The organism is Pseudomonas sp. MS01C9 (genome assembly GCF_058202755.1).
In genome coordinates, this window is sequence record NZ_CM177073.1 from 936,942 (window position 1) to 952,141 (window position 15,200).

The 15,200-nt window shown below is 61.2% G+C and carries 16 protein-coding genes; 9 read left to right on the forward strand and 7 right to left on the reverse strand.

Annotated features, from left to right (window positions below; all coding sequences use genetic code 11):
• Nucleotides 1-220: 220 nt before the first annotated feature.
• A complete protein-coding gene (locus AC1M7R_RS04355) occupies nucleotides 221-619 on the reverse strand; it encodes a hypothetical protein (RefSeq protein WP_072394059.1) in 399 nt (132 codons plus the stop codon).
• Between the two features lie 329 nt (nucleotides 620-948).
• On the opposite strand from AC1M7R_RS04355, the gene AC1M7R_RS04360 reads away from it, so the two are divergent.
• The 4 genes from AC1M7R_RS04360 (at nucleotide 949) to AC1M7R_RS04375 (ending at nucleotide 5,698) form a co-directional block, all read left to right on the forward strand.
• The gene (locus AC1M7R_RS04360; protein ID WP_072394063.1) at nucleotides 949-3,699 is read left to right on the forward strand and encodes a response regulator; all 2,751 of its coding nucleotides are present in this window, start codon (nucleotides 949-951) and stop codon (nucleotides 3,697-3,699) included.
• Nucleotides 3,700-3,765: 66 nt separating this feature from the next.
• Nucleotides 3,766-4,755, forward strand: a complete 990-nt coding sequence (locus AC1M7R_RS04365) for a 2-hydroxyacid dehydrogenase (RefSeq protein WP_072459618.1) — start codon at nucleotides 3,766-3,768, stop codon at nucleotides 4,753-4,755.
• Nucleotides 4,756-4,859: 104 nt separating this feature from the next.
• Nucleotides 4,860-5,294, forward strand: coding sequence for a hypothetical protein (locus AC1M7R_RS04370; protein WP_490610264.1), 435 nt, complete (start codon nucleotides 4,860-4,862; stop codon nucleotides 5,292-5,294).
• Nucleotides 5,294-5,698, forward strand: coding sequence for an META domain-containing protein (locus AC1M7R_RS04375; protein WP_072394073.1), 405 nt, complete (start codon nucleotides 5,294-5,296; stop codon nucleotides 5,696-5,698). Before AC1M7R_RS04370 ends, AC1M7R_RS04375 begins: the two co-directional genes overlap by 1 nt.
• Nucleotides 5,699-5,771: 73 nt before the next feature.
• On the opposite strand, the gene AC1M7R_RS04380 is transcribed toward AC1M7R_RS04375, so the two are convergent.
• Nucleotides 5,772-6,239 (reverse strand): TlpA disulfide reductase family protein, encoded by a 468-nt coding sequence (locus AC1M7R_RS04380; protein WP_072394076.1) that lies wholly within the window; start codon nucleotides 6,237-6,239, stop codon nucleotides 5,772-5,774.
• 104 nt (nucleotides 6,240-6,343) lie between these two features.
• Between AC1M7R_RS04380 and arsC the strand changes: the two genes are divergently transcribed.
• Genes arsC through AC1M7R_RS04395 form a run of 3 tightly spaced genes read left to right on the forward strand, consistent with a single transcriptional unit; the run spans nucleotide 6,344 to nucleotide 7,717 of the window.
• Nucleotides 6,344-6,697, forward strand: coding sequence for an arsenate reductase (glutaredoxin) (gene arsC, locus AC1M7R_RS04385; RefSeq protein WP_072394079.1), 354 nt, complete (start codon nucleotides 6,344-6,346; stop codon nucleotides 6,695-6,697).
• Nucleotides 6,694-7,299, forward strand: a complete 606-nt coding sequence (wrbA, locus tag AC1M7R_RS04390; protein ID WP_072394082.1) for an NAD(P)H:quinone oxidoreductase — start codon at nucleotides 6,694-6,696, stop codon at nucleotides 7,297-7,299. Before arsC ends, wrbA begins: the two co-directional genes overlap by 4 nt.
• Nucleotides 7,292-7,717, forward strand: coding sequence for a DUF2069 domain-containing protein (locus AC1M7R_RS04395; protein WP_072394085.1), 426 nt, complete (start codon nucleotides 7,292-7,294; stop codon nucleotides 7,715-7,717). Before wrbA ends, AC1M7R_RS04395 begins: the two co-directional genes overlap by 8 nt.
• Nucleotides 7,718-7,806: 89 nt before the next feature.
• On the opposite strand, the gene AC1M7R_RS04400 is transcribed toward AC1M7R_RS04395, so the two are convergent.
• The gene (locus tag AC1M7R_RS04400; RefSeq protein WP_072394088.1) at nucleotides 7,807-8,481 is read right to left on the reverse strand and encodes a DNA-3-methyladenine glycosylase I; all 675 of its coding nucleotides are present in this window, start codon (nucleotides 8,479-8,481) and stop codon (nucleotides 7,807-7,809) included.
• A gap of 81 nt (nucleotides 8,482-8,562) precedes the next feature.
• Nucleotides 8,563-9,387 (reverse strand): tRNA 2-thiocytidine(32) synthetase TtcA, encoded by an 825-nt coding sequence (gene ttcA / locus AC1M7R_RS04405; RefSeq protein ID WP_072394090.1) that lies wholly within the window; start codon nucleotides 9,385-9,387, stop codon nucleotides 8,563-8,565.
• 421 nt (nucleotides 9,388-9,808) lie between these two features.
• Between ttcA and AC1M7R_RS04410 the strand changes: the two genes are divergently transcribed.
• Together AC1M7R_RS04410 and AC1M7R_RS04415 are read left to right on the forward strand one after the other, a co-directional pair.
• The gene (locus AC1M7R_RS04410; RefSeq protein WP_039591896.1) at nucleotides 9,809-10,411 is read left to right on the forward strand and encodes a Yip1 family protein; all 603 of its coding nucleotides are present in this window, start codon (nucleotides 9,809-9,811) and stop codon (nucleotides 10,409-10,411) included.
• Nucleotides 10,412-10,568: 157 nt separating this feature from the next.
• Nucleotides 10,569-11,063 carry a SprT family zinc-dependent metalloprotease gene (locus AC1M7R_RS04415; RefSeq protein WP_072394093.1) on the forward strand — a complete coding sequence of 165 codons (495 nt, stop codon included), beginning with the start codon at nucleotides 10,569-10,571 and terminating at the stop codon, nucleotides 11,061-11,063.
• Between the two features lie 27 nt (nucleotides 11,064-11,090).
• On the opposite strand, the gene AC1M7R_RS04420 is transcribed toward AC1M7R_RS04415, so the two are convergent.
• The 3 genes from AC1M7R_RS04420 to AC1M7R_RS04430 all read right to left on the reverse strand — a co-directional run bounded on the left by AC1M7R_RS04420 (nucleotide 11,091) and on the right by AC1M7R_RS04430 (nucleotide 15,194).
• Nucleotides 11,091-12,272: a CaiB/BaiF CoA transferase family protein gene (locus tag AC1M7R_RS04420; protein WP_490610265.1), complete on the reverse strand. Its 1,182-nt coding sequence runs from the start codon at nucleotides 12,270-12,272 to the stop codon at nucleotides 11,091-11,093.
• A gap of 429 nt (nucleotides 12,273-12,701) precedes the next feature.
• Nucleotides 12,702-13,724 (reverse strand): IS110 family RNA-guided transposase, encoded by a 1,023-nt coding sequence (locus AC1M7R_RS04425; RefSeq protein WP_490610266.1) that lies wholly within the window; start codon nucleotides 13,722-13,724, stop codon nucleotides 12,702-12,704.
• Nucleotides 13,725-13,841: 117 nt separating this feature from the next.
• A complete protein-coding gene (locus AC1M7R_RS04430) occupies nucleotides 13,842-15,194 on the reverse strand; it encodes a dicarboxylate/amino acid:cation symporter (RefSeq protein WP_072394824.1) in 1,353 nt (450 codons plus the stop codon).
• Nucleotides 15,195-15,200 lie beyond the last annotated feature (6 nt).

A 15,200-nucleotide genomic window follows, 5' to 3' on the forward strand; every position in this document is an offset into this window, starting at 1 on the left:
CTGCGGGGGCGCCTATCATACCGGCAAACGTTGCCAGGCCATATCACGCAAAGTGTGGTGGTTATGGCTTATGGGAATAAGCGGGTCATGAGATGGAGAGACAGGGCTTGATCCCGCCGGGCTGCGAGCTATCGCCGACCTCGCGAACACGGGGAGGTGAAGCAAGTCTGGCTGGGAACCTCTCCCATGGAACCAGTCCACCTGTCCGCGACTGCCAGACCTATACCTTCTGTACGTCAAATACCCCATCAGCTTTCTGGTGATCCACGGTTTTCACGTCAAAACGACCTTTGTATTTGTTTTTTATCTCGATGGTCTCAAGGGTCAAATCTCCAGTGTTTGCCGCCCCTGAGAAACCGTGGAACGACATCTGTATCCAGATATTATGTTTTTTGATCTCATAGGTACCCGGCGCCGTCAGAGAGCTGAACTGCACGATGACTATACCTTTATCCTCTCCTATAACCCCGACAATGGAGTTATCGGGCTGATCCAGAATATAAACGTCCTCAGTTTTGGTGACCTGCCCATTAAGCGTGATGGTTATTGAGCCTTTCGCATCAAGCCTGGGAGCAGCTTTTATAGCTTTCATCCTTTCTTTGTCGCTCAGGGTGTTCATGTCTTTCTCCTCAGGTAGTTAATAACTCAACGACACCGAGCTTAAAAAACAGAAAAGAAGCCGACACCTGTCAAGATCGACAGTCCCGACCGATGGTCAATAGCGAGCCGAAAGTGACACATGGTCTGGCCGCCCACGGATCATCGCGAGTTTGACCCTGCCCCCAGACGCCAGCGCCGTTTATCGCCGTGGACAATTGCTCGGCAGTACGGATACGAGACGCGCATGAATTTTACGGAGATTGACCGCCCGCAAATCGCTACACTGCGCAGGTATTGCATGCCGGATGCGTGCAAGTTCGATCTGACCGCTGGATGCAGGAGACAAGTGTGCTCAAGAAACTGGGAATCAAAGGCCGCGTACTGTTGCTGACCCTGCTGCCGACCAGCCTGATGGCGCTGGTCCTGGGGGGCTATTTCACCTGGATGCAGCAATCTGACCTGCACGCCCAGTTGCTGCAACGCGGCGAAATGATCGCAGAACAGCTTGCACCATTGGTCGCCCCGGCCATGAGTCGCCAGGAGACCGACCTGCTGGAACGCATCGCCACCCAGTCCCTGGAACAGGCGGACGTGCGTGCGGTGACCTTCCTCGCGCCCGACCGCACACCGCTGGCCCATGCCGGCCCGACCATGCTCAACCGTGCGCCGGAAGGCAACAGCACCCAGTTGCTGCAGCGCACCGGCAACGATGCCACCCGCTATCTGTTGCCGGTATTCGGCAAGCATCGCAACCTGGCCGGCGAACTGATCCCCGAAGAGGCCGACCGCCTGCTGGGCTGGGTCGAACTGGAGCTGTCCCACAGCGGCATGTTGTTGCGCGGCTACCGTAGCCTGTTCGCCAGCCTGCTGCTGATCGCCGCCGGCCTGGGATTGACCGCGCTGCTGGCCCTGCGCATGGGCCGTACCATCAACCGGCCGTTGAGCCAGATCAAGCAAGCCGTGGCACAACTCAAGGACGGTCATCTGGAAACCCGCCTGCCCCCCTTGGGCAGCCAGGAACTGGATGAACTGGCATCGGGCATCAACCGCATGGCGGGCACCCTGCAGAATGCCCAGGAGGAATTGCAGCACAGCATCGACCAGGCCACCGAGGACGTGCGCCAGAACCTGGAGACCATCGAGATCCAGAACATCGAGCTGGACCTGGCCCGCAAGGAAGCCCTGGAGGCGAGCCGGATCAAGTCCGAATTCCTGGCGAACATGAGCCATGAGATCCGTACGCCGCTCAACGGCATCCTGGGCTTCACGCACCTGCTGCAGAAAAGCGAGCTGACCCCGCGCCAGCTCGACTACCTGGGCACTATCGAGAAATCCGCCGACAGCCTGCTGGGCATCATCAACGAGATCCTCGACTTCTCGAAGATCGAGGCCGGCAAGCTGGTGCTCGACAGCATTCCGTTCAACCTGCGCGACCTGTTGCAGGACACCCTGACCATCCTCGCGCCCGCCGCCCACGCCAAACAGCTGGAGCTGGTGAGCCTGGTCTACCGGGACACCCCGCTGTCGCTGGTGGGCGACCCCCTTCGCCTCAAGCAGATCCTCACGAACCTGGTAAGCAATGCCATCAAGTTCACCCGCGAAGGCACCATCGTCGCCCGTGCCATGCTCGAAGACGAGCATGAAGACAGCGTGCAACTGCGCATCAGCATCCAGGACACCGGTATCGGCCTGTCGAGCCAGGACGTACGGGCGCTGTTCCAGGCCTTCAGCCAGGCCGATAACTCATTGTCCCGGCAACCGGGCGGTACCGGCTTGGGCCTGGTGATTTCCAAGCGCCTGGTGGAACAGATGGGCGGCGAAATCGGCGTCGACAGCACACCGGGCGAGGGCTCGGAGTTCTGGATCAGCCTGCGCCTGCCCAAGACCCGTGACGACGCCGAGGACCTGCCCGGCCCACCGTTGCTGAGCCGTCGCGTGGCCCTGCTGGAAAATCACGAACTGGCCCGCCAGGCCCTGCAGCACCAGTTGGAAGACTGTGGCTTGCAAGTCACGCCATTCAATACCCTGGAGAGCCTGACCAACGGCGTGACCATCGCCCACCAGACCGACCAGGCCATCGACCTGGCCGTGCTGGGCATCACCAGCAACGACATGCCGCCGGAACGCCTCAACCAGCATGTCTGGGACCTTGAGCACCTGGGCTGCAAGGTCCTGGTACTGTGCCCTACCACCGAACAGACGCTGTACCACCTCTCGGTGCCCAACCCCCACAGCCAGCTGCAGGCCAAGCCGGCCTGCACCCGCAAGTTGCGTCGCTCTCTGTCCGACCTGATCAACCCGCGCCCGCCCCGCAGCGAACCCAGCGAACCCGTGGCCAGCCGCGCCCCCAAGGTGTTGTGCGTGGACGACAACCCGGCCAACCTGCTGCTGGTGCAAACCCTGCTCGAGGACATGGGGGCCAAGGTGCTGGCGGTGGAAAGTGGCTATGCCGCGGTCAAGGCCGTGCAGAAGGAGACTTTCGATCTGGTCCTGATGGATGTCCAGATGCCCGGCATGGACGGCCGCCAGAGCACCGAGGCGATCCGTCAGTGGGAAAGCGAGCGGCACTGCACGCCACTGCCCATCGTCGCCCTCACCGCCCATGCCATGGCCAACGAGAAACGCGCGTTGCTGCAAAGTGGAATGGACGACTACCTGACCAAGCCCATCAGCGAGCGCCAGCTGGCCCAGGTAGTGCTCAAATGGACTGGCCTGGCCTTGCGCAACCAGACGCCGGAGCGGGGCCATGAAGCCCAGGGCAGCGGCGAGCTGCTGGTGCTGGACCACGAGGAAGGCCTGCGCCTGGCCGCCGGCAAGGCGGACCTGGCGGCGGACATGCTGGCCATGTTGCTGGCTTCCCTGGAGGCCGACCGCGAAGCGATTCGCCAGGCCAACGAAGCCAACGACCACAACGCCCTGATCGAACGGGTGCATCGCCTGCATGGCGCGACACGCTACTGCGGCGTCCCCCAGTTGCGTGCCGCCTGCCAGCGCAGCGAAACCCTGCTCAAGCAACAGGACCCGAAAGCTGCCGCCGCCCTCCAGGATCTGGACAATGCCATCGACCGTCTGGCCAGCGAGGCGCGTGTCAGCGCCTGACCCAGGGCAATAGCCATCGGGACGATTGCGGCTAAGCTGATGCCATTCCAGTGCCAGGAGGCCGCCATGCGCGTAATTTTTTTCAGCAGCCAGACTTATGACCGCGACAGTTTCACCAACGCCCCGCTGCCGGCGGGTATCGAGTTGCAGTTCCAGCCGGCGCGCCTGAACCTGGACACCGTGGCCCTGGCCGAGCGCCACGAGGTGGTCTGTGCGTTCATCAACGATGACCTGAGCGCCCCGGTACTGGAACAACTGGCGGCCGGCGGCACCCGGCTGATCGCCCTGCGCTCGGCCGGCTACAACCATGTCGACCTGCCCGCCGCCAAACGCCTGGGCTTGAGCATCGCCCGGGTACCGGCCTACTCCCCCCATGCTGTGGCCGAACATGCGGTGGCGTTGATTCTGACCCTCAATCGCTGCCTGCACCGCGCCTACAACCGGACCCGAGACGGCAACTTCAGCCTGCATGGCCTGACCGGATTCGACCTGGTGGGCAAGACCGTCGGCGTGATCGGCACCGGGCAGATCGGCGCCACCTTCGCCCGGATCATGGCCGGCTTCGGCTGCCAGTTGCTGGCCCATGACCCCTACCCCAACCCTCAGGTGCAAGCCCTGGGGGCTCGCTACCTGCCCCTGGACGAGCTGCTGGCCCAAGCCCAGATCGTCAGCCTGCACTGCCCGCTGAACGAACAGAGCCGCCATCTGATCAACGCCCAGTCCCTGGCGTCGATGCAACGCGGCGCCATGTTGATCAACACCGGACGCGGTGGCCTGGTGGACACACCGGCCTTGATCGAGGCACTGAAGAACGGCCAATTGGGCTATTTGGGGTTGGATGTCTATGAAGAAGAGGCCGATCTATTCTTCATGGACCGCTCCGACCAGCCCTTGCAGGACGATGTGCTGGCACGCCTGCTGACCTTCCCCAACGTGGTGATCACTGCTCACCAGGCCTTTCTCACCCATGAAGCCCTGGCGGCGATTGCCATGACCACCCTGGATAACATCGCAGCGTGGGCGGCCGGCACGCCGAAAAACCTGGTTGAGCGCTAGACCTGAACCGGCCTTCCCCCAGTGGGAGTTTCGTCGGCAGGATTCGTGGTTGACCATCCCAGGCCATGCCCCGTGCTAGCATGTCGCGCCTATTTGGAGGACCCATGGCCGAACACGATTTCCGCTACACCCTGATGAATCCGCACCACACCCTGACTGAAGTCCGCGCCCTGGCGCCGGGCCGATACCAGGTGACCGGCAATGGCGGTTCGATCCAGGCCAACGATGTGCTGCTGGTCACGCTCAAGGGCAGCAAGGACTTGTCCATGCGCCTTACCGTGGACACCGTCCGGCATTTGCTCAAGCCCATGGGTCAGTGGACCGCCATGACCACCGGTCCGGTCTTTGGCGAACTGGCGATCCATACCTGGCAGGTCAACTGCGATCGCTGCGCCAAGGCACTGAGTTTCGAATTTGCCGTGGATGCCAAGCTCGGCAGCAAGGCCCAGAAACCAGCCGCCACCGCACGCATCGCCGAGCTGGGCTGGACCACCCTGGGCGAAAAACACCTGTGCCCCGAATGCCAGGACGCCGCCTGATGAAACATCCGCTTGCCCTCGCGCTGATCGGCGTCGGCCTGATGGGGTGTGCCGCCGAGCCGGTTCGGTTGCAACAGAACCGCAGCTACATCCTGGAATGGATCGGCGAACGCCCGTTGATGGACTACAGCCACCTGACCATCACCCTCGGCGAGGACGGCCGGGCCTATGGCAACGGTGGCTGCAATCACTGGTTCGCGCCTTATACGCTGGAAGGCGAACGCCTGAGCTTCGGCAAGATCGGCAGCACCCGCAAACTCTGCGGCCCGGCGCTGATGGAGCAGGAAGCGCGCTTCTTGCAGGCATTGGAAAAGGTCGAGCGCTGGGACATTTCCCCCATCGAGCAGATCCGTTTCTGGCCGGCCCAGGGCAAGCCGCTGCGCTGGTGGCTCGAAGAAGGCTGAGTCCTTCAGGCGAAGCTCCCGGATCCGGCATGGATCCCCTGTGGCGAGGGGATCCCACCTGTCAAAACAAGGGTTATTTGAACGCCTGCAACGCCTCAAGCTTCGCCATCACCCCCGCCGCCGTCTGTTCCCCCAGCAACTGCTCGCGCACCTTGCCCTGGTTGTCGATGATGTAGGTCACCGGCAGCCCCTCGCTGCGGGGCAGGTCGAAGATCTCGGCCGGATCTCGGGCCAGCACGGTGAAACGGATGCCCATCTTCTCGCTGGCGCTCTTGAGTTCCTCGCCCTGCACCTGATCGAAATTGACCCCGAACACGCCGATGCCGCGCCCCTTGAGCTGCTCGGACAAGGCGTTGAACTCAGGAATTTCGGTGCGGCACGGTGCGCACCATTCGGCCCAGTAGTTGACCACCAGCCATTGCTTGTCCAGCCGCTGCGAGGCAATGGCCTGGCCGTTCTGGTCCACACCATAGTCATTGCCGCAACCGGCGAGCAATAAAGAGCCCATCAATGCCAATGCCGCCGTCAGTCGCCTTGTCATGTGCTGTCCTTGTATGAATGTGAATGCCTGGCACCTGCGCAGGATGCCTGGCACCTCGTGGCACAGTAGAATAGCCGCCACCTTACGCAAGATGCGACCCGCTCATGACCGACCTGACGCTTTATCACAACCCGCGCTGTTCGAAATCCCGTGGTGCACTGCAACTGCTGGAGGACCGAGGCCTCGCGCCCAGCGTGGTTCATTATCTGGAAACCCCGCTCGACGCCACGCAGCTGGAGCGCCTGCTGGGCAAGCTCGGTATCACCGCCCGACAACTGCTGCGCACTGGCGAGGAGCAATACGCGGCCCTGAACCTGGCCGATCCAGGCCTGAGCGAAGCCCAGCTGATCGCCGCGATGGCCGCGCACCCGAAACTCATGGAGCGCCCGATTCTCGAAGTCGGTGACAAGGCCGTCATCGGCCGGCCACCGGAAAAGATCCTGGAGATCCTGCCGTGAGCACGCCGTACATCCTGGTGCTGTATTACAGCCGCGGTGGCGCCACCAACGAAATGGCCCGGCAGATCGCCCGCGGCGTCGAGCAGGCCGGTCTGGAAGCCAGGCTGCGTACGGTGCCGGCAGTGTCCACCGAGTGCGAAGCGGTGTCCCCGGAAATTCCCGGCCAGGGCCCACTGTACGCCACCCTCGATGACCTGAAGCACTGCGCCGGCCTGGCCCTCGGCAGTCCGACCCGTTTCGGCAACATGGCCGCACCGCTCAAGTATTTTCTCGACGGCACCAGCAACCTGTGGCTGACCGGCGCACTGGTGGGCAAACCGGCCGGGGTGTTCACCTCCACCGCCAGTCTGCATGGCGGCCAGGAAACCACTCTGTTGTCGATGATGCTGCCGCTGCTGCACCACGGCATGCTGATCACCGGCCTGCCCTACAGCGAATCGGCACTGATCGACACCCAGGGCGGCGGTACCCCCTACGGGCCGAGCCATCATGCGGGCGCCGACGGTAAAAGCGGCTTGAACGAACACGAAGTGACCCTGTGCCGGGCCCTGGGTTCGCGCCTGGCGAAAACCGCGCAACTGTTGGAGAACGGCCGTGGCTAAGAAGCCCAAGACCCTGCCGCCGATCCAGTGGCTGGAACCACGCGTGCGCGTCGCCCGCGCCGTGAGCCTGCTGTGCTTTTTCGGCCTGGTGGGGCTGCTCTGCGTGTACTACCTGCTCATCGCCGACCTGCACGGCGCCCGGCCCTGGGTGATCCTGCTGATCGAGCTGGTGCCGCTGCTGATCCTGGCGCCGGGCATGATCATGGGCAGCGCCCGTGGCCACTCCTGGATGTGCTTTGTGGTGAACCTGTATTTCATCAAGGGTGCGCTGGCGGCCTATGACCCGAACCGGCAGTGGTTCGGCGTGCTGGAAATGGCCGCGAGCGTGGCGGTGTTCTGCTCGGCCTTGCTGTATGTGCGCTGGCGGTTCCAGTTGAACCGGCGCTTGGCTGGTGAGGGAGATATCCCCGTCGCCTGATGAACCGCTATCGCGAGCAAGCTCGCTCCCACAGGGTGTCACTGAGTCATTGTGGGAGCGAGCCTGCTCGCGATGGCCGCCATGCGGTCTCAATGATTCACGGTATAGGCCAGCATCATCGAGATCTGGCTCATGGGCCTGCCGCCACTCTCCTCATGCCACCGGTTGAAGGCATTCTGCACCGTCGCCAGATCCCGCAGGCTGGTGGGAACCTTGTCGATGATGTCCTGGGCATTGAGGGCGGCCACCACGTCGTAGCTAGGCACGAAAGTGTCCTTGCCCATCATCCGCAGGAAGCGCGGCGCCGACAGGCCGCCCAACTGATGGCCGTGTTTTTTCAGGTAGGTCCACAGGCCGACGATGTCAGTCACCGGCCAGTCGGCAACCAGCGCGCCAAAGCTGCCCTTTTCATGGGCCACGTCCAGAATCAGCTGCGCATTGCGCGGCACGCTCTTGAGCTTGCCCAGGTGCCGGATGATCCTTGCGTCCTGCATCAGCCGCTCCAGGTGCTCAGCGCTCATCAGCACGACCTTTTCCGGGTCGAACCCGAAGAACACCTCTTCGAATGCCGGCCACTTGGCATCCACGAGGCTGTGCTTGAGCCCGGCGCGAAAGACCCGCAGCGCCAGGGTCGACAGGTAGCGATCGTCGCTGATCTTGCGCAGTTGCGCCGGGGTCTTGGGCACCGGCAGGTGAGCCTCCAGTTCAGTCGTCGAACCGAAGCGGTTCAGACAATACTCGTGCAGCCACTTGTAGTCGCGCATGCCCTCTCCTGGGGTCTGAAATGAAAACGGCGCCAGTGGCCTTCATAGCCACTGGCGCCGTGAATAGAGCGGTTGGCACCGTCAGAGGTTCACCACGTTGACGAACCGCGGCGTGGCGTTTTCGTCGATGCGCAGGTTGGTGAAATCGAACAGGTTGCGGTCGGCCAATTGCGATGGAACGACGTTCTGCAGGCCGCGGAAAATGCTCTCGGTACGGCCCGGGGTCTTGCGTTCCCACTCCTGGAGCATCTCCTTGACCACCTGGCGCTGCAGGTTCTCCTGGGAGCCGCACAGGTTGCAGGGGATGATGGGGAATTGCTTGAAATCCGAATAGGCCTGGATGTCCTTTTCGCTGCAATAGGCCAGCGGACGGATCACCACGTTGCGCCCGTCGTCGGCCCGCAGCTTGGGCGGCATGGCCTTGAGCGTTCCGTTGTAGAACATGTTCAGGAAGAAGGTCTCGACGATGTCATCGCGGTGATGACCCAGGGCCATCTTGGTTGCACCGATCTGGTCGGCGAAGGTGTAGAGCGTACCGCGACGCAGGCGTGAACACAGCGAGCAGGTGGTCTTGCCTTCGGGGACCAGCTCCTTGACCACCGAGTAGGTGTCCTTCTCGACGATGTGGTATTCCACGCCGAGGGACTCCAGGTAGGCCGGCAGCACATGCTCGGGGAAACCGGGCTGCTTCTGGTCCATGTTCACCGCGACGATGTCGAATTTGATCGGCGCAACCTTCTGCAAATGCATCAGGACATCCAGCAGGGTGTAGCTGTCCTTGCCGCCGGACAGGCAGACCATGACCTTGTCGCCATCCTCGATCATGTTGAAATCGGCGACCGCCTCACCGGCCTGGCGGCGCAGGCGCTTTTGCAGTTTGTTCTGGTTGACCGTAAGAGTGCCCATGACGCGAAATCCGTGAGGTGTGACGAAAGGCCGGCATTTTACGCAAAAAACCCACTTTCAGCGAAGACCCATGATGAACGCTGATTGTGGCGAGGGAATTTTCCCTGCTGGAGTGCGAAGCGCCCCGCTCCACTGGCTTCCCAGCCTGACACTGCAGATGAGGGGAGCTGTTGCATGGTCCAGCGGGATAAGTCCCCTGGCCACGGGTAAGCCCCGCCTACCGCACCGGCGCAAGACTCATCGGCGATTAATAGACTTTTCTACAGCGCGATTTGCTCTAAGCCCCTAGTCCCACTAGGGATAACTCCTTTCTATACTGCGTCATAAGGTCGCACACATATTCAGACCTTTACTTACTTGGCCATTTGGCCCGTAGGCGCTCCGTTGGGGGGCGATGGCAATAACAAAGGAGTGACTGACTATGATCCATCATGTCGTGGGGCTCTTTACCCACCCTGATCAAGAATGGAAGGAAATCCGTGGCGATCAGGAGGAAAGCATCAGCCACATGTACCTCACCCATACGCTGATTCTCGCGGCCATCCCCGCAGTATCGGCGTTTATCGGCACCACGCAGGTGGGATGGGTCATCGGCAATCGCCCACCGGTGATGCTTACCCAGGAAAGCGCGCTATGGATGACCATCATGTCGTACCTCGCCATGTTGGGTGGGGTGGCTGTGATGGGTGCCTTCATCCACTGGATGGCCCGTACCTATGACGCCAATCCGAGCCTGGCCCGTTGCGTCGCGTTCGCCACCTATACCGCGACACCGTTGTTCATCGGCGGGCTGGCGGCGCTCTACCCGCACATGTGGCTGGGGATGATCGTCGGCACGGCAGCGATCTGCTACACGGTCTACCTGTTGTACGTGGGCCTGCCCACCTTCATGAACATTCCCCAGGACGAAGGGTTCCTGTTTTCCAGCTCGGTGCTCGCCGTCGGCCTGGTGGTGCTGGTCGCGATCATGGCATTCACGGTCATTGTCTGGGGGCTGGGCGTCGGCCCGGTCTACACCAACTGAACTCCAAGGCTCACCTATAAAAACAGGATCTGCCAATACAGGCCGCCGCAAGGCGGCCTTCCTGTGCCTGGAACAGCCAAGACGACCATTGGGCGCCCGGGCGATTCGCAATGGCCGGCGCTTGCGGCATACTCGGGGTTCTGGAGACCCGTAAAGCATGCTCGAGCAACTCAATACCCGCGTCGAAGAGTGTTACCAACAAGCCGAAGCCTTTTTCAAACGTTCCTTCAAACGCCCCGTAGTCAGCTTCAAATTGCGTGGCCAGAAAGCCGGTGTCGCGCATCTGCACGAGAACCTGCTGCGCTTCAACCCGCAGTTGTACCGGGAAAACGCCGAGGATTTCCTCAAGCAGACTGTCGCCCACGAAGTCGCGCACCTGATCGCCCATCAATTGTTCGGCGAACGCATCCAGCCCCACGGCGAGGAATGGCAACTGATCATGCGCGGGGTCTACGAACTGCCGCCCAATCGTTGCCACACCTACGAAATCAAGCGTCGCAGCGTGACCCGCTACATCTACAAATGCCCCTGCGACGGCAGCGACTTCCCGTTTTCGGCCCAGCGCCATCGCCTGGTGCGCCAGGGGCGGCGATACTTGTGCCGCAGCTGCCGCAATACCCTGGTGTTCAGTGGGGAAACGCGGGTGGAGTAATGCTCTTGTGGTGTGGGCCTTGCCGCCCTACAAAACCACCCCGCTCCTGCGCAATTCGGCAATCCGCCCAGCACTGAACCCCAACGCCCCCAACACCTGATCCGTATGCGCCCCCAGCCCCACGCCAACATGTCGAGGTTCGGGCAGGCCATCTGAAAACCTCAACGGACAGGCCATCTGAGCCTGGCTCGAACCATCCCCTCGGGGCACCTGTTTCACCAGCTCCCGAGCCTGTAACTGCGGATGCCGGACAGCTTCCGCCAGGCTCAGCACCGGCTCGACGCAAGCATCGACCCCGGCAAACAAGCCGCACAGCTCGGCAAAATCATGCTTCTGGAACTCGGTCTGCAGTGCCTGCTTAAGGGCGTATTGCTCTTCAGGCTTGGGCGACAGTCCCTGGGCCGCCAGTTCCGGTCGCCCCAAGGCCTCGCACAGTGCCTGCATGAAGGCCGGTTCCAGGCTGCCCACCGACATCCAGCGGCCATCCCGCGTGCGGTAATAATCGTAGAAGCTGCCGCCGTTGAGCAATTGGTCCTCCCTGCCCGGTTCGACACCACAGGCCAGGTAACCGGCGCCTGCCAGCGCGTTCAGGCTGAAGACACAATCGCTCATGCTTACATCCAGATGCTGGCCCTGTCCGCTCTGTTGCCGGGCAATCACCGCCGCCAGCAGCCCGATCACCCCATGCAACGAACCGCCGGCAATGTCCGCCGCCTGGATACCCAAAGGCAGCGGGCCGCTATCGGCACGGCCGGTATGGCTGGCAAGCCCCGTCAGGGCCAGGTAGTTGATGTCATGGCCGGCGCGGTCCCTGTAGGGCCCGGTCTGGCCATAGCCGGTAATCGACACGTAGATCAGCCGTGGATTGATCGCTTTAAGGGTGTCATATCCCAACCCCAGCCGCTCCATCACCCCGGGCCGGAACTGCTCCAGCACGATGTCGTACTCGCCAAGCAGTTGCCCGATGATCTCTCGTGCCGCGGGCTGCTTGAGGTCCAGGGCCAGGCTGCGCTTGTTGCGATTGAGGTAGGCATGACTGGCCGACACCCCCTGGTCATTGGGTGGCAGGTTGCGCACCAGATCCGGGCGGGTCGGCGATTCGATACGCAACACCTCTGCCCCCATGTCCGCCAGTAACAGTGAAGCGAACGGACCAGGCAACAGAGTCGAGAAATCCAGGACCTTGAGCGACGCCAACGGGCCTTGCATGGGTGACCTCCAGTGACTGAACGCTGAAAGACTAGGCAGGGGTTGGCGATGGGGCAATCACTGGATTCGTCACTTTGAATGACGATTGTGCTCACGGCCGACAGGGATCTCTTGTGGCAAGGGAACCAATCCGCTCACCACAAAACAAGTTCTTGCCCGAACAATCCAGCGCAATAAAATGTATGGTCAGCCCTTCTCCTGCAACCTCATGGGCTGTTTTCGGTAAAGCTGGCTTGCGCTAATGTATCCGGGCTCGTTGTGAGCGTTGCTGCAACAACGCTCGGCCCTCGATGAGTAGCCGCTCCCGACTGTCCTGAAAAAACCCTCAGCTTCTAAAGCTGATTTTATTGCCAGGTTCTCAGTCGGGCCGTTTGCCGTTTACTGTCATCAGTCAGTGACGTCGCAAAAGCCGGTGGTAACGCTGTGCATTCAAGCGTTCGGATGTGGGTCGTACTGGCCGCCTTTGGCCAGTACCGCCCACACGATTCGCGCCAGTTTGTTTGCTAGCGCACACGCGACGACATTGGAGTGGCGACGCGTCAGTAGCTCTCGAACCCAAGGCCCCAAGGCGTCCTCTCGCTTATCGATATGCTGAATAACGGATCGCGCGCCCTGTACCAGCAATTGGCGGATGTGCTTGTCGCCACGCTTGCTGATCCCCAGAAGCACCGTCTTCCCACCCGTCGAATACTGCCTCGGCACCAGCCCCAGCGAAGCGGCAAAATCGCGTCCACTTCGATAGTTCGACGCATCGCCCACATCCGCCAATACCGCACTGGCGGTGATTGGGCCGATGCCAGGAATACTCTGCAAACAATTTCCGGCATCGTCTTCTTTCAACTGCTGTTTCAGGTCGGACTCGATGTCCTTGATTTCATCATTCAGCTGTTGGATTTGACGATGAAGACGCATCACCACGCTCTTTAGGCGCAATGGAACCGGATGTTGTGGATCGTCCAGCAGCGCTGGCACGCGGTTCAACGCCGTTGCGCCAATGGGCAGGCTGATCCCGAATTCCAGCAAAAAACCATGAATCTGATTGGTCGCGACGGTGCGATGGCCAATCAAGGAATCTCGGACACGATGCAAAGCTGAAAGCGTTTGTTGCTCTGCGGTTTTAATCGAGCAGAAGCGCATCGCGGGGCGGCTCGCCGCCTCGCAAATCGCTTCGGCATCAATGAAGTCGTTTTTGTTGCCTTTGACGAACGGCTTAACGTATTGCGGGGCAATCAGTTTTACCTCGTGGCCCAATGCCTCAACCTGTCGAGCCAGCCAGTGGGCACCGCCACACGACTCCATCACCACCGTGCAGGCCGGCAGTTGGGCCAATGTGCCGAGCAATTGGCTGCGGCTGGTTTTCTTGCGCAAAACCTGATGACCTTTGGCGTCCTGGCCGTGCAGATGGAAACTGTGTTTACCAATGTCGATGCCGAGAAGCGTCATCGTGTTCATGAGAGATCCTCCGCCGAAAACGAGAAAAGCCCTGCAAGCGTAAACCTGCAGGGCTTCTCGGTCAGGCTGACCATCTCATTAAACCCGCCGAAGCGGGTTTTTTATTGCAGTTGAAGCTTACTTCACAGCGCCTGGAGCAGAGGACTCGGCCGCTGCAATCTGCGCCGCCGCGATCTGCTCGTCATCTTCACGTACTTCGGAGATGCCACGACCACCGGAAGCCAGTTCGGTCTGCAGCTGGTCTTCGTCCAGTTCCTTCACCCACTTGGCAACCACGACGGTGGCAACGGCATTGCCCACCAGGTTGGTCAGGGCGCGGGCTTCGGACATGAAGCGGTCGATACCCAGGATCAGCGCCAGGCCGGCCACCGGCAGGTGACCCACGGCCGACAGGGTGGCCGCCAGTACGATGAAGCCGCTACCGGTCACGCCAGCCGCCCCCTTGGACGACAACAGCAATACCAGCAGCAGGGTGATCTGGTGGGTCAGGTCCATCGGGGTGTCGGTGGCCTGGGCGATGAACACTGCCGCCATGGTCAGGTAGATCGAGGTACCGTCGAGGTTGAAGGAGTAGCCAGTCGGGATCACCAGGCCTACGACAGATTTCTTGGCGCCCAGGCGTTCCATCTTGATCAGCATGCGTGGCAGGGCCGATTCCGAGGAGGAAGTACCCAGTACGATCAACAGCTCTTCACGGATGTAGCGAATCAGCTTGATGACACTGAAACCGTGGGCGCGGCAGATGGCGCCCAGCACCACCAGGACGAACACGACGCAAGTGATGTAGAAGCAGATCATCAGCTGGCCCAGTTGCACCAGCGAGCCGACACCGTAGGCACCGATGGTGAACGCCATGGCACCGAAGGCACCGATGGGAGCCAGTTTCATGATCATGTTGATGATGATGAACATCACGTGGGCGAAACGATCGATGAAGTCCAGCACCGGCTTGCCGTAGGCACCCAGGCGATGCAGGGCGAAACCGAAGAGCACCGAGAACATCAGCACTTGCAGGATGTCGCCGTTGGCGAACGCACCGACGATGGTGTTCGGGATCACGTTGAGGATGAAGGCAACGATGCTCTGGTCTTTACCAGCGCTGATGAAACCGGCGATCTTGCTGGTGTCCAGGGTCGACACGTCGATGTGCATGCCGTTGCCCGGTTGCACGACGTTGACCACGACCAGGCCGATCAGCAAGGCGATGGTGGAGACGATTTCAAAGTACAGCAGCGCATAACCGCCGGTCTTGCCGACCGACTTCATGTTCTGCATGCCGCCGATGCCGCTGACAACGGTACAGAAGATGATCGGGGCGATGACCATTTTGATCAGTTTGATGAACCCGTCACCGAACGGCTTGAGGGCTACACCGGTCTGCGGGTAGAAGTGGCCGAGCAAAATACCGATGGCAATGGCTACGATCACCTGGAAATACAGGGATTTGTACAAGGGCTGACGAGTCGTCATGGCAAA

What these genes read in the sequence shown, in the direction of transcription:
- AC1M7R_RS04355 (WP_072394059.1), bottom strand. Translation starts at nt 619, where the DNA reads ATGAACACCCTGAGCGACAAAGAAAGGATGAAAGCTATAAAAGCTGCT.
- AC1M7R_RS04365 (WP_072459618.1), top strand. Translation starts at nt 3,766, where the DNA reads ATGCGCGTAATTTTTTTCAGCAGCCAGACTTATGACCGCGACAGTTTC.
- AC1M7R_RS04370 (WP_490610264.1), top strand. Translation starts at nt 4,860, where the DNA reads ATGGCCGAACACGATTTCCGCTACACCCTGATGAATCCGCACCACACC.
- AC1M7R_RS04375 (WP_072394073.1), top strand. Translation starts at nt 5,294, where the DNA reads ATGAAACATCCGCTTGCCCTCGCGCTGATCGGCGTCGGCCTGATGGGG.
- AC1M7R_RS04380 (WP_072394076.1), bottom strand. Translation starts at nt 6,239, where the DNA reads ATGACAAGGCGACTGACGGCGGCATTGGCATTGATGGGCTCTTTATTG.
- arsC (WP_072394079.1), top strand. Translation starts at nt 6,344, where the DNA reads ATGACCGACCTGACGCTTTATCACAACCCGCGCTGTTCGAAATCCCGT.
- AC1M7R_RS04400 (WP_072394088.1), bottom strand. Translation starts at nt 8,481, where the DNA reads ATGCGCGACTACAAGTGGCTGCACGAGTATTGTCTGAACCGCTTCGGT.
- ttcA (WP_072394090.1), bottom strand. Translation starts at nt 9,387, where the DNA reads ATGGGCACTCTTACGGTCAACCAGAACAAACTGCAAAAGCGCCTGCGC.
- AC1M7R_RS04410 (WP_039591896.1), top strand. Translation starts at nt 9,809, where the DNA reads ATGATCCATCATGTCGTGGGGCTCTTTACCCACCCTGATCAAGAATGG.
- AC1M7R_RS04415 (WP_072394093.1), top strand. Translation starts at nt 10,569, where the DNA reads ATGCTCGAGCAACTCAATACCCGCGTCGAAGAGTGTTACCAACAAGCC.
- AC1M7R_RS04420 (WP_490610265.1), bottom strand. Translation starts at nt 12,272, where the DNA reads ATGCAAGGCCCGTTGGCGTCGCTCAAGGTCCTGGATTTCTCGACTCTG.
- AC1M7R_RS04425 (WP_490610266.1), bottom strand. Translation starts at nt 13,724, where the DNA reads ATGAACACGATGACGCTTCTCGGCATCGACATTGGTAAACACAGTTTC.
- AC1M7R_RS04430 (WP_072394824.1), bottom strand. Translation starts at nt 15,194, where the DNA reads ATGACGACTCGTCAGCCCTTGTACAAATCCCTGTATTTCCAGGTGATC.